Source organism: Arthrobacter sp. P1_D4 (assembly GCF_056406115.1).
Genome location: NZ_JBFUAU010000018.1, coordinates 58,664 through 79,078 on the forward strand (window position 1 = coordinate 58,664; position 20,415 = coordinate 79,078).

Annotated in this window: 15 protein-coding genes and 1 pseudogene; 8 read left to right on the forward strand and 8 right to left on the reverse strand. The window is 66.3% G+C overall.

The annotated features are described in order from the left end of the window. Nucleotides 1-12: 12 nt before the first annotated feature. From glf to AC1D0A_RS17715, 5 genes are all read left to right on the forward strand, one after another. Nucleotides 13-1,200, forward strand: coding sequence for a UDP-galactopyranose mutase (gene glf, locus AC1D0A_RS17695; protein ID WP_028276014.1), 1,188 nt, complete (start codon nt 13-15; stop codon nt 1,198-1,200). Continuing rightward, nucleotides 1,197-3,194, forward strand: coding sequence for a glycosyltransferase (locus tag AC1D0A_RS17700; protein WP_476848793.1), 1,998 nt, complete (start codon nt 1,197-1,199; stop codon nt 3,192-3,194). Before glf ends, AC1D0A_RS17700 begins: the two co-directional genes overlap by 4 nt. A gap of 1 nt (nt 3,195) precedes the next feature. Then, complete coding sequence (locus AC1D0A_RS17705; RefSeq protein ID WP_476946412.1) at nt 3,196-4,077, forward strand: ABC transporter permease; 882 nt, start codon at nt 3,196-3,198, stop codon at nt 4,075-4,077. Next, nucleotides 4,078-4,803 carry an ABC transporter ATP-binding protein gene (locus AC1D0A_RS17710; protein WP_243181203.1) on the forward strand — a complete coding sequence of 242 codons (726 nt, stop codon included), beginning with the start codon at nt 4,078-4,080 and terminating at the stop codon, nt 4,801-4,803. Between the two features lie 130 nt (nt 4,804-4,933). Then, nucleotides 4,934-7,096 (forward strand): acyltransferase family protein, encoded by a 2,163-nt coding sequence (locus AC1D0A_RS17715; protein WP_476946413.1) that lies wholly within the window; start codon nt 4,934-4,936, stop codon nt 7,094-7,096. Between the two features lie 124 nt (nt 7,097-7,220). Here the strand turns inward: AC1D0A_RS17715 and AC1D0A_RS17720 are convergent, their stop codons facing one another. The 7 genes from AC1D0A_RS17720 to AC1D0A_RS17750 form a co-directional block, all read right to left on the reverse strand. After that, nucleotides 7,221-9,209 carry a DUF6541 family protein gene (locus AC1D0A_RS17720; RefSeq protein ID WP_243181205.1) on the reverse strand — a complete coding sequence of 663 codons (1,989 nt, stop codon included), beginning with the start codon at nt 9,207-9,209 and terminating at the stop codon, nt 7,221-7,223. 12 nt (nt 9,210-9,221) lie between these two features. After that, nucleotides 9,222-10,085 carry a glucose-1-phosphate thymidylyltransferase RfbA gene (gene rfbA / locus AC1D0A_RS17725; RefSeq protein WP_243181206.1) on the reverse strand — a complete coding sequence of 288 codons (864 nt, stop codon included), beginning with the start codon at nt 10,083-10,085 and terminating at the stop codon, nt 9,222-9,224. A 75-nt stretch (nt 10,086-10,160) separates the two neighbouring features. Beyond that, the gene (locus AC1D0A_RS17730; RefSeq protein WP_476943332.1) at nt 10,161-11,096 is read right to left on the reverse strand and encodes a glycosyltransferase; all 936 of its coding nucleotides are present in this window, start codon (nt 11,094-11,096) and stop codon (nt 10,161-10,163) included. Further along, nucleotides 11,093-11,980, reverse strand: a complete 888-nt coding sequence (locus tag AC1D0A_RS17735; protein WP_223916130.1) for a glycosyltransferase — start codon at nt 11,978-11,980, stop codon at nt 11,093-11,095. The genes AC1D0A_RS17730 and AC1D0A_RS17735 overlap by 4 nt, the downstream gene beginning before the upstream one ends. A gap of 9 nt (nt 11,981-11,989) precedes the next feature. Beyond that, nucleotides 11,990-12,364: a DUF2304 domain-containing protein gene (locus AC1D0A_RS17740; RefSeq protein ID WP_043435190.1), complete on the reverse strand. Its 375-nt coding sequence runs from the start codon at nt 12,362-12,364 to the stop codon at nt 11,990-11,992. Then, the gene (locus AC1D0A_RS17745) at nt 12,364-13,116 is read right to left on the reverse strand and encodes a glycosyltransferase family 2 protein (RefSeq protein WP_243181208.1); all 753 of its coding nucleotides are present in this window, start codon (nt 13,114-13,116) and stop codon (nt 12,364-12,366) included. Before AC1D0A_RS17745 ends, AC1D0A_RS17740 begins: the two co-directional genes overlap by 1 nt. A 123-nt stretch (nt 13,117-13,239) precedes the next feature. After that, complete coding sequence (locus AC1D0A_RS17750; RefSeq protein WP_243181209.1) at nt 13,240-14,490, reverse strand: polysaccharide biosynthesis protein; 1,251 nt, start codon at nt 14,488-14,490, stop codon at nt 13,240-13,242. Between the two features lie 95 nt (nt 14,491-14,585). On the opposite strand from AC1D0A_RS17750, the gene AC1D0A_RS17755 reads away from it, so the two are divergent. From AC1D0A_RS17755 to AC1D0A_RS17765, 3 genes and pseudogenes are all read left to right on the forward strand, one after another. Continuing rightward, nucleotides 14,586-15,341, forward strand: coding sequence for a glycosyltransferase family 2 protein (locus tag AC1D0A_RS17755; protein WP_243181210.1), 756 nt, complete (start codon nt 14,586-14,588; stop codon nt 15,339-15,341). A gap of 31 nt (nt 15,342-15,372) precedes the next feature. Beyond that, nucleotides 15,373-16,356: pseudogene (rfbB, locus tag AC1D0A_RS17760) on the forward strand (dTDP-glucose 4,6-dehydratase); the annotation flags it as partial. Then, nucleotides 16,317-17,726, forward strand: a complete 1,410-nt coding sequence (locus AC1D0A_RS17765) for a sugar nucleotide-binding protein (RefSeq protein ID WP_476946414.1) — start codon at nt 16,317-16,319, stop codon at nt 17,724-17,726. The pseudogene rfbB and the gene AC1D0A_RS17765, both read left to right, overlap by 40 nt. Nucleotide 17,727: 1 nt before the next feature. Here AC1D0A_RS17765 and AC1D0A_RS17770 read toward each other — a convergent pair whose 3' ends face one another. Further along, on the reverse strand, nt 17,728-20,289 hold the full coding sequence (locus tag AC1D0A_RS17770) for a lysozyme (protein WP_476946415.1): 2,562 nt from the start codon (nt 20,287-20,289) through the stop codon (nt 17,728-17,730). Nucleotides 20,290-20,415: the final 126 nt, after the last annotated feature.

Here is a 20,415-nt window from a genome sequence, read left to right on the forward strand (position 1 = left end):
CCAGGAGAGTTTGTGACCGCTGACCTCGTCATCGTAGGGTCGGGCTTTTTCGGCCTGACAATCGCAGAACAGGCCGCCACTGAGCTGGGCTTGAAGGTAGTCGTCATCGACCGCCGGCACCACATTGGCGGCAACGCCTACAGCGAAAAGGAAGAGCAGACCGGCATTGAGGTGCACCGCTACGGTGCCCACCTCTTCCACACGTCCAACGACCGCGTGTGGGAGTACGTGAACCGCTTCACGACGTTCACGAACTACGTCCACAAGGTCTACGGCGTGCACAAGGGCGAGGTCTACTCCCTGCCCATCAACCTGGCCACGATCAACCAGTTCTTCCGGGCCAACCTCACCCCCGGGCAGGCCCAGGAACTGATCAAGGAGCAGGCCGGCGAACTGGCCGGCACCGATCCGCAGAACCTGAACGACAAGGGCATCCAGCTGATCGGCCGCCCGCTCTACGAGGCGTTCATCAAGCACTACACCGGCAAGCAGTGGCAGACGGATCCGAAGGACCTGCCCGCGGGCATCATCTCCCGCCTTCCGGTGCGCTACAACTACGACAACCGGTACTTCAACGACAAATACGAGGGCCTTCCGACCAACGGCTACACGGCGTGGATCGAGAAGATGGCCGAACACCCCAACATCGAGGTGCGGCTCAACACGGACTTCTTCGATGAGTCCCACGAGTACAGCAAGGGCAAGGTGGTCGGCAACGTCCCGGTCGTCTACACCGGACCTGTTGACCGCTACTTCGACTACGCCGAAGGCGATCTGTCCTGGCGCACCATCGACTTCGAAGAAGAAGTGCTCGACGTCGGGGACTTCCAGGGCACGTCGGTAGTGAACTACAACGACGAAGACGTTGCGTACACCCGCATTATCGAGCCGCGCCATTTCCACCCGGAGCGCGACTACCAGACGGAGAAGACCGTCATTATGCGCGAGTTCTCCCGTGCCGCGGAGAAGGGCGACGAGCCCTACTACCCGATCAACACGCCCACGGACCGCGATCGGCTCCTGAAGTACCGCGACCTGGCCGCGGCCGAGCAGGATGTCCTCTTCGGCGGCCGCCTCGGTACCTATAAGTACCTGGACATGCACATGGCGATCGGCTCGGCCCTGACCATGTTCGACAACAAGATCCGCCCGCATTTCGAAGGCGGCGCAAAGATTGAAAGCGGAGGAGTGGACGCATGAGCGCCGCAACCGACACCCAGGTAGATTCCGCCCAGCAGTGGGACACCCTGCAGCGGGTCATCCTGCCCAACGCCAGCCAGATGGACACGGTTCCCCTGTACATGGACATGGGTACCGCGACCGGCATCCAGCTTCCTACGGTCGGCAGCGGCGACGGCAAGAAGGCCCGGGCACAGTCCTTCAGCAGCTCCACCAAGGAAGCCCACGTTGAAGACTTCCTGTCCCGCAGCTCCACCAAGGTCCGTTCGGGGGAGCGGGTATCGTTCGGCAGCTACTTCAACGCCTTCCCGGCGAGCTACTGGCGGCGCTGGACGTCGGTGGACAAGGTCCGGCTTCAGGTCCGCACCCAGGGCGCCGGATCCGTCATCGTCTACAAGTCCAACGCCCGCGGGTCCCTGCAGCGCGTCGACACGCGGCGCGTCGAGGGCTCGGCGGAGAACACCTTTGAGCTGTCCCTTGCGCCCTTCGGCGACGGCGGCTGGTACTGGTTCGACCTCGTGGCGGGCTCCGAACCGCTTGTCATGGTCGACGCCGAATGGCAGGGCCCCGCTGTTGAGAGCACGCCCGGGTCTGTCACCTTGCAGATCACGACGCTGAACAAGACCGACTTCTGCCTCAACAATCTTCGGCTGCTGGCCGAGAACCCCGATGCCCTCAAGCATGTCCAGGAGATCCTGCTGGTTGACCAGGGCACGCAGAAGGTTGAGGACGCGGACGGTTTCGCCGAGGTCCGTGAATCTCTTGGCGGCAAGCTGCGGATCATCAACCAGTCGAACCTCGGCGGCTCCGGCGGCTTTGCCCGGGGCATGTTCGAGGCCGTCGAAAACGGCAGTGACTACGTCCTGCTCATGGACGACGACATCGTGGTTGAGCCTGAAAGCATCATCCGCCTGCTCACGTTCGCGGACCGCTGCAAGACGCCGACGATCGTCGGCGGCCACATGTTCGACCTCTACAACCGGACGGTTCTCCACACGTTCGGCGAGGTGGTCAACCCCTACCGCTTCCAGCCGTCATTGCCGAGCGAGGACATGGTCCTTGGGCATGATTTCCTGTCCTCGAACCTGCGCCAGACCTCCTGGCTGCATCGCCGCTGCGATGTGGACTACAACGGCTGGTGGATGTGTCTGATCCCGACCTCGGTTATCCGGGAAATCGGCCTCTCGCTTCCGCTCTTCATCAAGTGGGACGACTCGGAATACGGGCTGCGCGCCAAGGCGCACGGCTTCCCGACAGTTTCCCTGCCGGGTTCGGCCGTATGGCATGTTTCCTGGATCGACAAGGACGACCTCGTGGGCTGGCAGGCCTACTTCCACGCCCGCAACCGGATCGTGGCGGCGTTGCTCCACAGCCCCTACGAGCACGGCGGCCGCGTGGTGCGCGAATCGCAGTATGCGGACATCAAGCACCTCGTGTCGATGCAGTACGCGACCGCGCACGGCCGCGGCTGGGCGCTTGAGGATGTCCTCAAGGGCCCGACCGACCTGCCGGACCTGCTGCCCTCGAAGCTGCCCGAGATCCGGAAGATGATGGCCGGCTACTCGGACTCGATTTTCCAGGCCGACGCGGACGATTTCCCGACGCCCAAGATGGACAAGCCGCCGCGCCGCGGGCACGGCGTGTCGCAGCCGTCCAGGGTCACCCTCCTTCCCTGGGCCGCCAAGACGGTCGCACGCCAGTTGTTCCGCCCGGTCACCAAGACGAGTGCGGAACGCCCGCAGACCAACATTGCGCACCAGGACAACCGCTGGTGGCGGATCGCGCAGTTCGACAGCGCCATCGTCTCCAACGCCGAGGGAACCGGCGCTTCCTGGTACAAGCGGGACCCCAAGCGCGTGAGGGAAATGCTCACCGAGAGCAGCCGCCTGCACGCTGCCCTGCTCAAGGACTGGCAGTCGCTGAGCAAGCAGTACAAGGCGGCGATGCCGGAGCTCACGTCCCTGGATTCCTGGAAGAAGATCTTCGAAGAACACACCCAGAGCGAAGTGAAATAGCGTGACAACCACGATTTCCGGGGAATTGACCCGCCCGGGGCTCGGTGGTGGATTTCGGGATCTTCGCCAGTCCAGTTTTCTGCTGAAACTGCTGGTCCGCAAGGAACTGAAAGTCCGCTACCGCGGCTCCGTTCTGGGACTCCTCTGGTCCTATGTGAAGCCCGCTGTGCAGTTCCTCGTGTTCTATGTGGCCCTGGGCGTCTTCCTGGGCCTGGAACGCAGTGCACGGAACCCGGACGGCCTCTCGAACTATGCCGTGTATCTCTTCTCCGGAATCGTGCTGATCAACTTCTTCTCTGAAGCCCTCGGGAACTCCGCGCGATCGATCGTGAACAACGGCAACCTGATTAAGAAGATCTATCTTCCCCGGGAGCTGTTTCCGGTGGCGTCGGTCTGGGTCTCGGCCGTGCATTTCTTCCCCCAGCTCGTTGTCCTGGTGATCGGATGCGTCGTCGCCGGGTGGCACCCGGACGCCTTCCAGCTCCTGGCGGCGGTAGGCGGATTCGCCATTGTTGGCTTCCTGGCCACCGGGCTCGGGCTGTTGTTCGGGGCCGCCAACGTGTACTTCCGTGATTCGGAAAACCTCGTTGACATGCTCCTGATGGTGGCGACCTGGGCATCGCCCGTCATGTACTCCTGGACCATGGTGGAAGCAAAGCTGGGACCCGGGCTCTTCGCCCTCTACCAGGCAAACCCCATCACGGTCGGCGTCGAGTTGTTCCACTATGCCTTCTGGTACCCCACAACTGACGGTTCCGCCGCGATGCCGCCGAACCTGTTCAGCCTGTGGCTGCCGGTCGGCATGATCATGTCGCTGGTGGTCCTGGCACTGGGACAGCTAACTTTTCGGCGGCTTGAAGGCCGCTTTGCCCAGGAGCTCTAAATGGCCAACGCGATTGAAGTGTCCAATGTCAGCAAGGAGTTCGTGCTCCGCCACACCCGTTCCATCAAGGAGGCGGTTGTCTGGCTCGTGAAGGGCCGCAAGGGTGATCTTTCCAAGAAGTTCCACGCCCTGAAGGACGTCTCCCTGATGGTGGAGACGGGGGAGACCGTGGCGCTGCTCGGCCTCAACGGCTCCGGCAAGTCCACCCTGCTCAAGCACATCTCCGGCGTGATGCTCCCGGATTCCGGCAGCGTCTATACACGCGGCCGCGTGGCCGGGCTGATCGAGGTCGGGGCGGGTTTCCATCCTGACCTGTCCGGCCGCGACAATGTGTACCTCAATGGAGCGATCCTGGGGATGACGGAGAAGCAGATCAACGAACGCTTCGACGCGATCATCGAATTCTCCGAGATCGGCGAATTCATCGACACGGAAGTCAAGTTCTATTCGTCCGGCATGTACCTGCGCCTGGCGTTTTCCGTGGCAGTCCACACTGATCCCGAGGTCTTCCTGATCGACGAAATCCTCGCCGTCGGTGATGAGCCGTTCCAGCGCAAGTGCATAGCCAAGATTCAGGAACTGGCCCAGCAGGGCAAGACGCTGGTGGTTGTCAGCCACGACCTTGACCTGGTGTCGCGCATCTGTTCCCGGGGTGTCTATCTCGAGCATGGCAACGTATTATTCGACGGACCTATTCATGAGGCCGTTGCCCGCCTCCGGGCGTAGGCGGTACCGCAACCGGTAACGGCAGCGCATCTGTTGGGACCATGTCCACTGGACATGGTCCCAACAGGTTCCGGGCAAGCGCACCCAGTGCAAATTAACGATGACGTTGTTTGAAAACCGAAAGAGAACCGTGACCTCTGAGCCGTCGGCGGCTGTCCTGCCCCAGCCCCAGGGCTCCCCCGAGCGGCCCAGACCCGCCAGCAACAAGGGTGTTACCAGCGCGGGAAGGAACGGCCGGCGACTGGACATCCAGGGGCTGCGCACCCTGGCGGTGGGCATGGTGATCATCTATCACGTCTGGCCCGGTATTCTCCCCGGCGGTTTTGTCGGGGTCGACGTCTTTTTCGTCATCTCCGGCTTCCTGATCGTGGGATCGCTCGTCCAGGAACTGGCGCGTACCGGACACATCCGGCTCTCTAACTTCTACGCGAAACGGATCAGGCGCCTGTTGCCGGCTGCCACCACGGTTCTGCTGGCGACCATGCTGGGCGTCGTGGTCCTGCTGCCGCAGAACCGTTGGCAGTCCATTTCCCTGGACGTCATCATGTCCGCCCTGCAAGTGCAGAACTGGAACCAGGCCTTCAGCGTGGACAGTTACGCCGCGGCGACCGCCCTGGTGTCTCCGGTGCAGCACTTCTGGTCCCTGGCCGTGGAAGAGCAGTTCTACCTGATCATTCCCGTCATCCTGCTGGCGGGAGTGGCCGTCACTGTGAAACGGCGCTTACGGATCGAAACCGTCTCCTTGTGGATCCTGGCGGTGGTGTCGCTGGCGTCCTTCGTCCACAGCGTCGCCTTCTCGTCCTCCCAGCACGACATGGCGTACTTTGCGACCACCACGCGGATCTGGGAGCTGGGCGCCGGGGGCATCGGCGCCTTGCTGATTCCCAAATTGTGCCTGGGCCCGGTGCGGGCGTGGCTTTCGGGTTGGATCGGCCTTGGTGTGATCGTCTTTTCCGCGATGGCACTCTCCGTTGCGATGGACTTCCCGGGCAGCATCGCCCTCCTGCCCGTCGCGGGGACATTGCTGCTGCTCGCCGCCGGTTCGCCGGCGGCCGAACCGGCCACTCCGGGCAGCCCTGCCGGTTACTCGGCAAGCCGGGTCCTCAGCCTGCGGCCAGTGACCTACATCGGCGATCTCTCATATTCCCTGTACCTGTGGCATTGGCCCGTCGTCGTGATCTACGTCTTCCACCTCGGGCGGGTTCCGGGCGTCATCCAGGGAACCGCCATGGTGGCCATCAGCCTGGCCCTGGCGGTCGCCTCCTACCACCTCGTCGAGCAGAAGTTCCGGCACGGAACCCCATCCGCCCAAGGATCGCCGCCCGGACGGTGGGGATTGCTGCGCCGGAATGCCTTCGTCCTGGCAGCAGGACTGATCGTGGCGTCGACGCTGGCAGCGGCGGTGCCGTGGGGCGTCGTGGAAGCCAAGTCGCAGCAGCTGAACGCGGCCATGAACCTGCGCGACTATCCCGGCGCGACGGCGTTTGATCCCGTCCGGCCCGCCGCCGTCCCCGACGGCCTGCCCGTCCGGCCCGATCCCGCCGTCGCCGTGAAGGATGTGCCACTGACCTGGACGGAGACGTGCGGAAAGTTCAACCCGGCCGTCACCGGGGTTGACCAATGCGTTTTCGGCGCGCCGGACGCCACCCAGACGGTGGTCGTCGTCGGGGACTCACACGCCGCGCAGTATGTGGATCCGCTCGTGATTGCCGGCGCAGGCGGGGGCTGGAAAGTACAGGCCATGGTCCGGAACGGATGCCCCTTCACGGCAGCGCCGGCCGCCAATGGCACCACTGTGTACCGCGGTTGCTCCGAACAGAACAAAGCCACGTTGCAGCGCATCCTGACGCTGCGTCCACAGTTGGTGGTGGTATCGGGAATGGCGCCGGCCGGCTACCGCGAAGCCCTCAAATGGACGTGGGCCAGCCCGGAAGAACTCGTCAACGGCTATGTCCAGCTCCTGAAGCCGCTCCGGGAAGCCGGGATCCGTGTGGCCGTCGTGCCCGACACGCCGTATCCGGAATTTTCGGTACCGGACTGCGTCCAGGCCAATGGACCGGGCTCGCCCGCGTGCCAGTTCACCGTATCCGACGCCGGCACCGCCGCAGACCCCCTGCAGCTGGCCGGAGCGCGGGTGCCCGGCGTCGAGGTTCTGGATATGTCCGCCTATTTTTGCCGGCAGGGGATCTGCCCGGCCGTGATCGGCAACGTGCTCGTATACCGGGACAACCATATGACCAACACCTTCGCCAAGACGCTGGCACCGGCGCTGGCCCGGCAGCTCAGCTTTTAGGCAGCGGCTGCGGAACCTGTCCCGCGGGCCGCGGGCCCACGGCCCAGGGACCGGAGCAGCCTTCGGGCAAGGTGCCGCTGCAGGCTGCGGCACCTTGCCCCGCAGCCTGCGGCACGCCGGGGGTTCAGTTCCCGCAGGCGGTGACCTTGTAGAGCTTCGCCTCGCCCTGGCTGTCAATGAGCTGCACGCCGGGGTTCGCTGCGAGGTTGCGCAGCCCGGGGGGAGTGTGGTCTCCGCCGTGGACTTCGACCGGACCGAAGTCCAGGATGTAGAAGGCATTCGCCGCGCGGACTGCCTGGCAGACGCTGGCGTCCGTCGTCACGTTGCCCATCGAATCGTAGATCCGCTTCACATCCGGGGAGACGTAGCTCATGACATGCAGCTGGGCCGACTTCCGCTCACCCAGCGCGTAGGACAGCGCCGCACCGGTATAGGGATTGTCGATCAGCAGGGCATTATCGGGGACAGTCTGGGGCAGGCGCTTCATGAGCTGGAGCTCGTCGGTGGAGACCAGCGGCGAATCGGCGGCGAGCCTGTAGTTCCTCGAGCCCTGCTCAACCTCCAACTCCAGGCCGCCCTGCTGTCCCAGGGCGATAGCGGCCAGCACGACGGCGGCGATGCCTACGGTCCGGTAGGCCGCGGTTCCGGCGCGCCCCCAGCGCGGAGAGCCGTCAAGGGCCACCGCGAGGGCCTTGGACCGGCCGCGCATCGCCAGGACGCGGCGCCCTGCCCAGTCAATGCCGACGGCGACCAGCAGGACCGCAACCAGCGGCAGCAGGGCGGCAATCCGGTAGCTGTCGTTGTACCAGACGCCGGTGAGGACGTCCCGGGTTTCTGACTTGGTAAAGCCGGAGACCACAACGAACAGATAGGTGAACAAGGCGAAGACGGCAGCGATCCACACGCGCTGCCAGCGGTCCTGGAAGCACGCCCAGAGGCCGAGGAATACCAGGGGGGCGACGAGCCAGGCCAGTGCCAGGCCATCGGGGGAGATGGTGACGGCTTCGCCAATGGCCTTAGGAATGCTCTGGTACGGGCCCCAGAACGAAGCCTCGGGGGGTGGGCGCAGATTGGTCCACAGCAGGTCGAATGCGACGGCGTACCCGGCGACCGGCAACGCCAGCCTCAAGACGTACGAGCGGGCGCGGGCCTGCTTCCGCCGAAGGGCGGCGGCAGAGCGCCACACCAGCGTCACCACCATGGGCAGCGTCCACGTCAGCCAGGCCATGAACGTCGTGGGATGGGCGACAATCAGGCCGGTGAGCGCCAGCAGCAGGGCAAGTATCGAGGCGAGATCGCGGCGGACAAGTCCGGGCGTCAACCCGGCACACGCCGCTGCCAGGGCGACGCTGGAGGGCAACACGCTAATGGCCAGCAGGTTGGGATACAGGACCCCAAAGTCCATCATGAGCAGCGGGAAGGCACCCAGCGACGCCGCCGCAATGCCTGCGGCGACCAGCGCGGCCGGGCGTCCTCCCACCACTGACCGCGCCAACAGGAGGCATCCCAACGGCCAGAACACGGCCGCAAGGACGATGCTGGTGATATTGACGGCGAGCGGGACGCTCGCGCCCGTTGCCATGGCGACGAGGGTGGCTACAGCGTTCCAGCCGGCCGGGTAGGCCCCGCCGCCGGTCATCGCACCCAGGGTCAATGACGACGCCTGGCCGGTATCCAGGGCAAACCTGACCGAATTCAGGTGGAAGACGGCGTCATAAGTCTGGGAAATTGCCTGCGGGCTGCCGATCAGATGGACGGTGTGGACGGCGAGGAGCCCGCCGGCGATGACGGCTCCGGCCAGCGCCGCGAGGTCGCCGCGGACGTCCGGCACCCGCAACGGATTCAGACCGGTTGCGGCCGGGCCGGAGGGACGGAACCGCGCCGCCCACAAACCGAGCAGGGACAGAGCCACCGCCACCACGGCCACGGGGAGCAGCCCGAACCTCACCTTCAGGAACGGGGCCAACGTGGAGGTGATGACCACAACACCCACGCTCAAAGCGGGGGCAAGCGCCAGGGCGCTGAAGCCCCTGAATCGCAGTGCAACGGAGATGATCAGCCCGGGCAGGACCAGGACAGCGCAGGCGATCAGGACCTGCGGTAAGACGGACATCCACATGAAGGGTTACGGCTCCAGGAGTTCGAGGAGGTACGCGCCGTACCCGCTCTTGACCAGCGGCTCGGCGCGCTGGCGGAGTTCATCGTCGCTCAGGAAGCCCTGGCGCCAGGCGATCTCCTCCGGGGCGCCGATCTTCAGGCCCTGCCGGTTCTCGACCGTCCGGATGAAGTTCGACGCGTCGTTGAGGTCATCGAAGGTTCCGGTGTCCAGCCAGGCCGTGCCGCGGGGCAGGATTTCGACGCGGAGCTTGCCCCTCTCGAGGTAGGTCCGGTTGACGTCGGTGATTTCCAGCTCGCCGCGGGGCGAGGGCTTCAGGTCCTTGGCGATCCCGACGACGTCGTTGTCGTAGAAGTACAGGCCGGGCACGGCGTAGTGGGACTTGGGCCGCTCCGGCTTTTCCTCCAGCGAGACGGCCTGGCCGGCGTCGTCGAACTCCACGACACCGTAGGCTTTGGGGTTCTTGACCCAGTAGCCGAAGACGGCACCGCCGTCGATGTTTTCATGCTTGCGCAGCTGGGTGCCCATCCCCTGGCCGTAGAAGATGTTGTCACCCAGCACCAGGGCAACGGTCTCGTTGCCGATGTGCTCCTCGCCGAGGATGAAGGCCTGCGCCAGGCCGTCGGGGGAGGCCTGCTGGACGTAGCTGAGGTTGACGCCGAACTGCGAACCGTCGCCGAGGAGGCGCTTGAACTGCTCGGCGTCATGCGGGGTGGTGATGATCAGGATGTCCCGGATGCCGGCCAGGATCAGCGTCGACAGCGGGTAGTAGATCATCGGCTTGTCGTATACCGGGACGAGCTGCTTGCTGATGCCGTGGGTGATGGGATGGAGACGAGAGCCGGTCCCACCGGCAAGAATTATTCCGCGCATGGTATACATCCTCTCCTACCGGTCTGCACTCGGCCAAACCCGTGGACGGCCTGCTGGCCCGCGTGCCCGGTGGTGTCAGGCCGAGTGCCGGCGCCCGGTCCGGCCGCGGAGGCCGTCGGCGGTGCCGCGGAGCGCCGAGCCGAGCCGGGCGGTGCGGCCGGGCGCCAGCAGGGTCACGATCAGCAGGTGCCGCAGATCGCCCCATACCCCGCCAGCCACCCAGGCGGGATACCGGACAGCGTACCGGCGGCCCGTGACGAGGCGGTTCCTGAAGATGTAGTAGTAGCGCCAGGTCGCGGCGGTGCGAACCTGCAGCGGGCGGCCGCCCGCCGGGACTGGCCGGCCAAACACCTTGGCCTCCACCATCGTTCCCAGGGAGTGGTCGAACTCCGCCGCCGCGAGGACGGTGGGCAGGCCCGCGGCGAGTGCGCGGTAATAGTACTCGGTGTCGACCAGGTCGATGAAGAGCTCTTCCCAGAACCCGCCAAGGACGTCCAGCGTGCCGGCCGGGATCAGGAGGCCCGACTGGATCGGCTCCCGGCCCAGGGCGACGCCGTTCCGGGTCCCGGCGCGCAGCACCGGGTTTCCGTGGATCCTGGACGGGGAGATGAGGCCGGGTTCGACGCCGGCGGCCCGCGCGTCCGCGGCGGCACGGCGCAGCGCCTGCACATAACCGGCGGGCAGCAGGGAGTCCTGGTCCACGGTCAGGACGTATTCCGGGTTGCCGTGCCGGCGTGCCGTGCGGATGCCGGCGTTCAGGGCGGCGCCGATACCGGCGTTCTCCGGGAGGCGCACCACTTCTGCGCCGGCCGCGGCCAGCGCGGCGAAGATCGGCTCGAAGCCGGGGCCGCCGCCGTCGTCAACCACCACGACGGCGTCCACCTGCTCCCGCAGCGATTCGACGTTGCCGATCAGCGCAGCCGTCGGCCGGAACGCGGTGACGACGCCGGTGACGCCGGTGGCGCCCGTGGCAGGGACGGGGGATTCGCCGGTCACGTGGGGTTCGCTCACTTTCCGAAGGAATGCCGCAGGAGGATGCCGAGCGTTCCGGAGGCACTTTGCCGGAGCGTGCCGGCGAGGATCAGGAGTGCGTGCGCCCGGGACGTGAGCCGCAGCCGGGCGGCCCGGGCCGCCTTGCGCCAGCCCTTCGCCGTGCACAGCGCCGCGGCCAGGTCGAAGAAGTCGCGTTCACCGACGAACCGGGACCCGTCGACGAGTTTCGCGGACGACGCGCTGTGAGTGTGCCGGCGGTATTCGAAGCAGATATCCGGGACGATCAGCAGCTCGGCCCCGCCAAGCACCATGTCCATGACGAGGGCGAGATCCTGGATGACGGGGAAACCGTCACGGAAGTCGTAGTCCCGGATCCGGTCGCGGCGGAAGGCCAGGGAGGGCCAGTAGAGCCAGTCGCCGTGCAGGAGGCTGACCGCCAGCCGCTCGCCGCCCACGAGCCGGGACCCGGTGCCGCGCGGTTTGACCAGCCGCTGCTTGACGATGTCCACCAGGGGAACGGAGGGTTTGCCGTCCTCGTCGATGATCTGGACGCCGGGCTGGATAATCCAGGCGTCGGGGAATTCGGCGTGGGCGCGCAGCACGACGTCCACGAAGTTCGGCAGCAGAAGGTCGTCGCATCCCATGACCACCAGGACGTCCTGGCTGGCCAGCGAGACGCAGGTCCTGAAGTTCTCGGTGATGCCCTCGTTCTTATCCTTGCGGATATACGTGATCCGGGGATCGTCCGCGGCCTCGACGTAGCGTCTGACGTCGTCGCCCGGGTAGGCGTCGTCAACCACCGTCAGGCGCCAGTCCGGGCTGGTCTGGGCCAGGACGCTGTCGACGGCCAGTTTCATGTAGTTAACGTCGCCCCAATAGGGGATAAAGATGTCCAGTGCCACCGGGGCCTCCTACTTCGTCGTCGGCGTCGCCGGAGCGTCGCCGTCCCGGGAGGACATGTCCTCGACCATGGTCCGGAGGATGGCCACTTCCTCCGCGAGGGTGCGGGTCTCGTCCTCGACCACGGACAGCTCCCAGGACAAGTGCAGGCAGACACCGAGCAGCAGCAGGATGCTGATGATGAACAGCAGATTGGACGGCAGCTGGACGCCGACGCGTTCGGCCACGATCGTCAGCAGACTCGGAAACGCGGCCAGAACCAGCGTGCCGATGCCCACGAAGAGCCAGAGTGCTGCGTATTTCTCGCGAAGCTTCTTTCGGCGGAGCATCTCGAAGACGACGCCGACGATCGCCAGGGCAAGGAAAAAGGCGGGCCAGTTGCCCATTAGACGGCTCCTTTGGGGGCCAGCGCGGGGTCGGAAATGGTGGACCGCTTACGGGTCAGCGCGAACATGAGGGCGAAGACGGACCGGCCCAGGTAGACGGCGGACTTGACGGGGTTGTGGCTGGGAGTCCCGCCTTGGCGCGGGCGCATTTCGACCGGGACCTGGGTCACCCGGCAGCCGGAGCGGATCGCCACCACCAGGGAGTCGATGGTGTCACCCAGATACTCCGCAGGGTAGTGGTCCAGATACTGGTTGATGGCGCGCCCGTTCGCGGCCCGGAAGCCGCTGGTCACGTCCGTGAGCCGGGTCTTGGCCAGTCCTGAGATGACCTTGGCGAGGAGCTGCATGGCCCACTTGCGCGGGCCGCTGACCGAATAATCGCCGCGGTCGGCAAAGCGGGCACCGATGGAGATGTCCGCGTGCTCCAGGCCTGCCAGGACCTCGTGGATATTGCGGGGATCGTGCTGTCCGTCGGCGTCCACCTGGATCACGCGCTGGTAACCGAGGCGCTGGGCGTACTTGAAGCCTGCCCTCATGGCACCGCCGACCCCCAGGTTGAACGGCAGTGTCAGGACGGTGGCGCCAGCGTCTTTCGCGACCGCGGCGGTGGCATCCGCAGAGCCATCATTGACCACCAGGACATCGTAGGGCCGGCCGACGCTCAGCACTTCCCGGACGGTATTCCCCACGGACTCGGCTTCGTTCCACGCCGGCATTATGACCAGCACACGGGTCGAGTCAAGAATTTTCATAGTTCTCCAATATATCAACGGCGCGGAGGCGGCTGACGGAGTGGGCGGCGTCCAGTTCGGGATTCGTGATCATCCGGGGGAATGCGGTGATGACGGCGGCGATCGGCCGTGGGCATCTGGCGATCACGCTGCTGATCCTACCTTCCGGCCCCGGCCGCGGGCGCCCGCGGGCAGGATCCGGAGGGAAGGGCGCAGCAGGCCCAGGAACAGGAGGGCCTCGCTCACGGCCATGCCCAGGGCGATGCCGGGAACGTTGGCCGCCAGCCCGGCCGCCACCATGAGCAGCACGCCGACGACGGCGGAAACCGCGGTCCACATCAGCACCGACTTCTGGCGCTGGGCGGGGATCAGCACATTCCGGATCAGGGGCGTTGATGAAGAGATGAAGAAGAAGGACACCCCGTAGAACAGGCAGGTCAGGGTGTCCGCGCGGACAGCTTCGCCGAACATCACGCCGGAGACCCACGGGCCGAACAGTGTGAGGAAGATCCCGCCCGCGAGCCCCAGGGCCGCGTGGGCAGCCATGGCCGCGAAGTGGCGGCGGCGCGGGTTGGCGGCATCGTGTTCCAGGGTCCAGCCCTGGAACGTGTTGCCGAGCGCCACAATCGTGAAGAGCCCCAGGCGGTAGATGGCGTCCGCCGAGGCGAAACCGGCCGTGGCAGCGGCCGATGGCACCGTCGCGGTGGCGATCGGAACCGGGGACGAGCCGTAGGCGCTTCCCGTGAAGTTGATGCCGGCCGTGCCCGCGGTGGGCACGATCTCCCGCACGACGGTCCGCGGGCTCCGGGGCAGCCAGGTCCGGGGTTCGCCGAACCGGCGGTGGAATGCGATCAATGCCACGAGCGTCGTAAGGACCGAGACCAGCCCGTACGTCCAGACTTGTCCGGTGAGCAGGATGACCGGGGCGCTGATGATGGCCGCAAAGAAGCGGGGGAGGGTGTCGTAGACGGCGAGGATCCGGGGCTGGCCGGTGCCGATGCCGTACCACGCGGGCGAGAAACCGGTCAGCGCCGTGGCCCAGGCCATGGTGATGGCATCGAGGCGGAAACCCTCCCGGGCCACGAGCGCGACGATCACGCTCATGACGGGCAGGACGAGGACCGCGAGCAGGATCCGGGAACGGACGCTCCTGGAATAAAGTGCCGCCCGCAGCGGGAAGGCGCCGGCACGGGCAATCTCGACCGGGCCCGAGATGTTCCAGCTCCAGAGAATGATGGTCGACGCAAAGATGCCAATGGCTTGGCCGGAGGTGATGCTGGACCAGCCGGCGGCCCCCACCACCCGCGAAACGACCGGGAGGAGCAGGAACGGCAGGACCAGCGCCAGCAGCGGCAACAGGGTGAAGCCTGCAAGCCTGAACAGAACGGGTCTCATGCGGTACGGTCCTCGTGCTGGGGGGCTTGACCTAACGATGATACGCGATTGCCCCGCACCGGCCCCTGGCCCGGGAGTCGCCTAGAGTGGTTCGCATGAACGACGAGAATGGCCCCGGCGTGCCGAAGATCAGGGCCAGCGTGTGCATGGCCACCTACAAGGGTGCGGCCTTTGTCCGGGAGCAGATAGCGTCCATCCTCGCCGAGTTGGGTCCCGACGACGAGCTCGTCGTGGTCGATGATGCGTCCCCCGACGAGACTGCCGCGATCGTGGAGGGGATCGAGGATCCGCGGATCCGGCTCGTCCGCTCGCCTGTCAACCGGGGGTACGTGCGCAGCTTCGAGGAAGCGATCCGGCTGAGCCGGGGGGAGTACGTGTTCCTGTCCGACCAGGACGATGTCTGGATTCCGGGCCGGCTGGAGCTGATGCTCGCTGCCTTGTCCGGTTCTATGGTGGTCGCCAGCAATTTCGACATGCTGGGCGGCGGAAACCGGCCCTGGATTCCGCGGCTGAAGTCCGCGGACTCGCGGCGGCACGTGGCAAACTTGTTCGCCATCCTGATCGGGTACCGGGCGTACTACGGCTGCGGCATGGCCTTCCGCCGGGAGGCTGCCCGCTGCTTCACCCCGATTCCTGCTTACGTCCGGGAATCACACGATCTCTGGCTGGCCATCTGCGGCAATGTCGCCGGATCGATAACCCACCTTGACGAGTCGACCATTTACCGCCGGATCCACGAATCGAACCAGACGCCGGCCGGCCTGCGGTCGCTGCCGAAGATCGTCGCGGCCCGCGTGATGCTGGTCCGGCTCATGGTCGAAGCCCTCCGGAGGACCCGCCGGCGGGTCTGAGCAGGCAACGGCCTTTCGGTAAGCTGGCCTCATGCAGAAACTCCTCGTCACCGGCGGCGCCGGCTTCATCGGCTCCAATTTCGTCCACTACGTACTGGAGAACACCGACCACCACGTCACGGTCCTCGACAAGCTCACCTACGCGGGCAATGTGGAGTCGCTGGCGGGCCTGCCTGCAGACCGGTTCACGCTGGTGCAGGGCGACATCTGCGACGCCGCCGTGGTGGAGCGCCTGGTTGCCGGGTCCGACGTCGTGGTGCACTACGCCGCGGAATCCCACAACGACAACTCGCTGCACGATCCGCGCCCGTTCCTGGACACCAACATCATCGGGACCTACACCCTGATCGAGGCCGCGCGGAAGCACAACAAGCGCTTCCACCACATCTCCACCGACGAGGTCTACGGCGATCTCGAACTCGATGACCCGGAGCGGTTCACCGAGAGCACGCCCTACAACCCCTCCAGCCCGTATTCCTCCACCAAAGCGGGCTCGGATCTGCTGGTCCGCGCCTGGGTGCGGTCCTTCGGCCTGCAGGCAACCATCAGCAACTGCTCCAACAACTACGGTCCGTACCAGCATGTGGAGAAGTTCATCCCGCGCCAGATCACCAACGTGATCGACGGCATCCGTCCCAAGCTGTACGGAAAGGGCGAGAACGTCCGTGACTGGATCCACGCCAACGACCACTCGTCCGCTGTCCTGGCGATCATCGCCGGGGGCCGGATCGGGGAGACCTACCTGATCGGCGCCGACGGCGAGAAGAACAACAAGGACGTCGTCGAACTGATCCTCAAGCACATGGGCCAGGCGCCGGACGCGTACGAGCACGTGGTGGACCGGCCCGGCCACGACATGCGGTACGCCATCGACTCCTCCAAGCTGCGCGAGGAACTCGGCTGGAAGCCGCAGTTCTCCAACTTCGAGGCCGGCATCGAAGACACCATCGCCTGGTACCGGAACAACGAGGACTGGTGGCGGCCCCAGAAGGCCGCCAGCTCACAGCGCACGAAACCCCGATCCCCGGCGTTGTCCTCTACGACCTTCCGGTCCACGGTGACAACCGGGGCTGGTTCAAGGAGAACTGGCAGCGGGAAAAGATGGTGGCGCTTGGCCTGCCCGACTTCCGTCCGGTGCAGAACAACATCTCGTTCAACGAATCCGCCGGCACCACCCGCGGCATCCATGCCGAGCCGTGGGACAAGTTCATCTCCGTGGCCACCGGCAGGATTTTCGGCGCCTGGGTGGACCTGCGCGAAGGCCCGACTTTCGGCGCCGTGTTCACCGCCGAGATGGACCCCAGCCAGGCCATCTTCATTCCCCGCGGGGTGGGGAACGCCTTCCAGACGCTGGAGGACAACACTGCCTACACGTACCTCGTCAATGACCACTGGTCCGCCGACGCCCAGGGCCAGTACACGTTCCTGAACCTCGCCGACGAGACCGCGGCCATCAGCTGGCCGGTGCCGCTGGGCCAGGCCGAGCTCTCGGACAAGGACAAGGCGCACCCGCGCCTGGCGGACGTCACGCCGATGCCGCCGAAGAAGGTCCTCGTGGTCGGCGCCAACGGCCAGCTCGGCAAGGCGCTGCGCCGGCAGTACGACGGCGACCCGTCCGTTGAGTTTGCCGGCCGGGACGAGTTTGACCTCGGCAGCGAGGACGCCTTCGCCGGACGGAACTGGAAGGTCTACTCCACGATCATCAACTCTGCGGCCTACACCGCCGTGGATGCCGCCGAGTCGGCCGAGGGCCGCGCGGCCGCCTGGGGGGTCAACGTCACGGCCGTGGCGCGGCTGGCCCGCACCGCCGTCGAACACGACCTCACCCTGGTGCACGTGTCCTCGGACTATGTCTTCGACGGCACGCGCGCCACGCACGACGAATCGGAGCCGGTGGCGCCGCTGGGCGTCTATGGCCAGACCAAAGCCGCGGGCGACGCCGTCGTCAGTGTGGTGCCCCGGCACTACATTGTGCGCACGAGCTGGGTGATCGGCGAGGGCAACAACTTTGTCCGCACCATGGCCTCGCTGGCCGAGCGCGGCATCGAACCGTCGGTGGTTGATGACCAGATCGGGCGGCTGAGCTTCACCGAAGACATCGCCGCCGGCATCCGGCATCTGCTGGAATCGGGCGCCGAGTACGGCGTCTACAACCTCAGCAACGACGGCGAGCAGCAGTCCTGGGCGGACATCGCCGCGGACGTCTACGAACTCTCCGGCAAGCCGCGGGAAGCCGTGACCGGTGTGAGCACCGAGGAGTACTTCAAGGGCAAGGCCGTCTCGCCGCGGCCGCTGAACAGCGCCCTTAACCTGGACAAGATCAAGGCGACCGGGTTCACCGTTCCTTCCGCGGCGGAGCGGCTGAGCGACTACCTCGGTTCCTGATTTAACGGTCCTTAACGGTCAGCCCCAGGCACCACAACGCAGACCGGCCCCCGCAYRTGCGGGGTTGGCACCCCAGCAGGGAATTGTTCAGGCTCAGCATCGAGACCGCGACGCCGTAGGCGCACACCCGGTACTGGCCGCGCTGGGTGATGGGGACCGATGACGTGAAGCCGTGGTTTCCGACCGTGTCGAGGGCCCGGTTGACGTCCGGGCGCTTCTGGTCGGCCATGAAGGCGTACCCCTTCCGGATCCCGTCAGGCGAGGTCACGTAGACGTGGTCCGGGATCGATGAGGCGGGGAAGGACGGATCCAGGGTCCAGCCGGAGGCCTTGATGGAGGCTTTGCCGCTGGCGACCTGGATCGAGGCCGCATCCAGGTAACCCATGGTGGCGGGGGTCGGGGCCGCGCTGATGGACTTGCAGCCCAGCAGGGTGTTGCCGGCCGTGACCGGGGCGATGCCGATGGCATAGGCGCACACGGTGTACTTCCCGGCCCGGGTCAGCGGGACCGAGACCTGGAATCCGTGGTCACCGACCGTCTGCAGCGCGGCGTTGACGTCCGGACGCGGGCGGTTCGCGGTGAAGGCGTAGCCGGGGTTGGTTCCGTTCGGCGACTGGACGTAGACGTGCACGGGCACGCTCTTGCCTGGCTGCACCGGATCCAGTGCCCACCCGCTCACCTGGAAGTTCGCGGCGTTGGGCGCCTGGGTGAGGGACGCCGAATCGTAGGAGCCGAAGGGTGCGGGGTTGGCCTCGACGTTTGTGGTCTTGCAGGACAGCAGCACGTTGGCGTTTCGCCCGATCCCGTAGACGCACGCACGGTACGATCCCGGAACGGTGGCTTTGACCTGGTAGTCGAAGCCGTGGGCCAGCCCCAGGCCCGTCGCGTCCGCGACATCCTTCCGTGCGACGTTGGCCGTCATCCGGTACCCGGTGGTTTTCCCGGCCGGGTCGGTGACGTAGGCGTCGGCATAGCTGGAGGCCGAGGGGTTGGCGAGGTCGGCTGCCCAGCCCTTGAGCTGCAGGGTGACCTTGTCTGCCGTGCGGACCTGGCCGAAGCTGTCGAAGGACCCCGTCGGTGCCTCCACCCCGGTGGCCCGGATGGACTTGCAGTCCAGGAGTGTGTTGCCGAAGGACCCGATGGCGTAGGCACAGACCTTGTACGTGCCCGAAGCCGTGATCCGGACCGTGCCGTCGAAGCCGTGCAACGGACCGTAGCCGAGGGCCTGGTCAACATCGGGCCGGGGCTGGTTGGCCTGCCAGGCGTAGCCTTTCGTGGTCCCGGACGGATCAGTCACGTAAATGTGGGTCTGGATCGAGGAGGACGTCCTCGCCAGGTCTGCCGACCAGCCCCGGGCGCGCAGGGAGACCGCGGCGCCGTCGCGGGTTACGGAGAGGTCGTCGAAGGACCCGGTGGGCAGCGGCGTCCCGGCGAAGCGCTGGAGTGAGGCATAGTCGCCGTTCCAGATATTGGAGTCACCCACGAACGGCCCGGTGCTGCTGTATTGCCACATGCTGAAAACGCTCCAGCTGGAGGGGACGGGCCCGGCGTTGTCCGTGGCGGAGAGCGGGTAGGACGCGACCCACAGCGGGTAGTCGCCGAAGCCCGCCGCGTTGGCCGTGCACTGGTTCCACCACGACGTGTTGGTGTAGATGACGGGAAGGCGGCCCGTGAGGGCCCGCATGGTGTTCCCGAAGTCGCGCACCCAGGACGTCAGCTGCGAAGGGGACATGCCGTAGCAGGTGTTGCCGAAGTAGAAGCCGTTGATGGTTCGGCCGGCGTAAGGGTTGAATTCGAAGTCGAGGACCGGGGGCATGGTCCGGCCGTCGGCACTCCAGCCGCCGCCGTTCTGGACGAAGAAGCGTGCCTGGTCGGCTCCCGATGACCAGTTCGGGATCGCGAAGTGGTAGGCGCCCCGGATCATCCCGACGCTGCGGGCGCCGTCGTACTGGGCGCCGAAGGAATCATTGGTGAAGTAGTTTCCTTCGCTGGCCTTGACGTAGGCGAAGCGGGCCCCCATGTTCCACTGGCTTTGCCAGTTGACGCTGGTCTGGTGGCCGCTGACGTCCAGGCCTTTGACCCCGTACGACGGCGACCACGTGCCCTGCGTGGTGAGCGATTCAATGGCGGCGGACTCGGTGGTCGCCTTCAGAAGTGGCGACGGAACGCTGACCCGGGCGGAGCGCTGGCCCATCTCGGCGCCACCGGGGCCGACCGCCGCGGCCATGGCCGCCCGGTCCTTGACGCCGCCTGCCGGCGCCGCGGACTGTGCCGCCGCCTGGGTTGCGGTCGGTGCCTGCGTTGCGGTCGGTGCCGGCGCCGGGGCGGCCGGTGCAGGTGCCGTGGCGGCCGGGCGGGCCGTTGCGGATGCCGCCGGCACGGTGCTCGTGGCCGTCGGCGACGGGCTGGCAGAAGGGGTGGCAGACGCCGGGGGCGTGGCCGGCTGCTCGACGGCGGTTGCCGGCGACGGAACGCCGGTGATGGCCAGCAGGGTGGCGGCGAGGAGAATGGCCCCTGCCCGGCGGCATCGGTGGCTGGTGGGGGGATAAAGGGTGCGCTTCATGTTCCGCTCCGGGGCAATGGCACGCTGTGGGAGCCGCGCCACACGGTCTCGCGCCCGAGGGGCTACGAAGAGAGCTGGCCGGGCTGAGAGAATGTCTGACTTAACGCGCTCACCCTAACATCGGCC

Bases quoted from the DNA above. Each gene is read 5' to 3' on its own strand.
- AC1D0A_RS17700 (WP_476848793.1), top strand. From the start codon at position 1,197: ATGAGCGCCGCAACCGACACCCAGGTAGATTCCGCCCAGCAGTGGGAC.
- AC1D0A_RS17710 (WP_243181203.1), top strand. From the start codon at position 4,078: ATGGCCAACGCGATTGAAGTGTCCAATGTCAGCAAGGAGTTCGTGCTC.
- AC1D0A_RS17720 (WP_243181205.1), bottom strand. From the start codon at position 9,209: ATGTCCGTCTTACCGCAGGTCCTGATCGCCTGCGCTGTCCTGGTCCTG.
- rfbA (WP_243181206.1), bottom strand. From the start codon at position 10,085: ATGCGCGGAATAATTCTTGCCGGTGGGACCGGCTCTCGTCTCCATCCC.
- AC1D0A_RS17740 (WP_043435190.1), bottom strand. From the start codon at position 12,364: ATGGGCAACTGGCCCGCCTTTTTCCTTGCCCTGGCGATCGTCGGCGTC.
- AC1D0A_RS17745 (WP_243181208.1), bottom strand. From the start codon at position 13,116: ATGAAAATTCTTGACTCGACCCGTGTGCTGGTCATAATGCCGGCGTGG.
- AC1D0A_RS17750 (WP_243181209.1), bottom strand. From the start codon at position 14,490: ATGAGACCCGTTCTGTTCAGGCTTGCAGGCTTCACCCTGTTGCCGCTG.
- AC1D0A_RS17755 (WP_243181210.1), top strand. From the start codon at position 14,586: ATGAACGACGAGAATGGCCCCGGCGTGCCGAAGATCAGGGCCAGCGTG.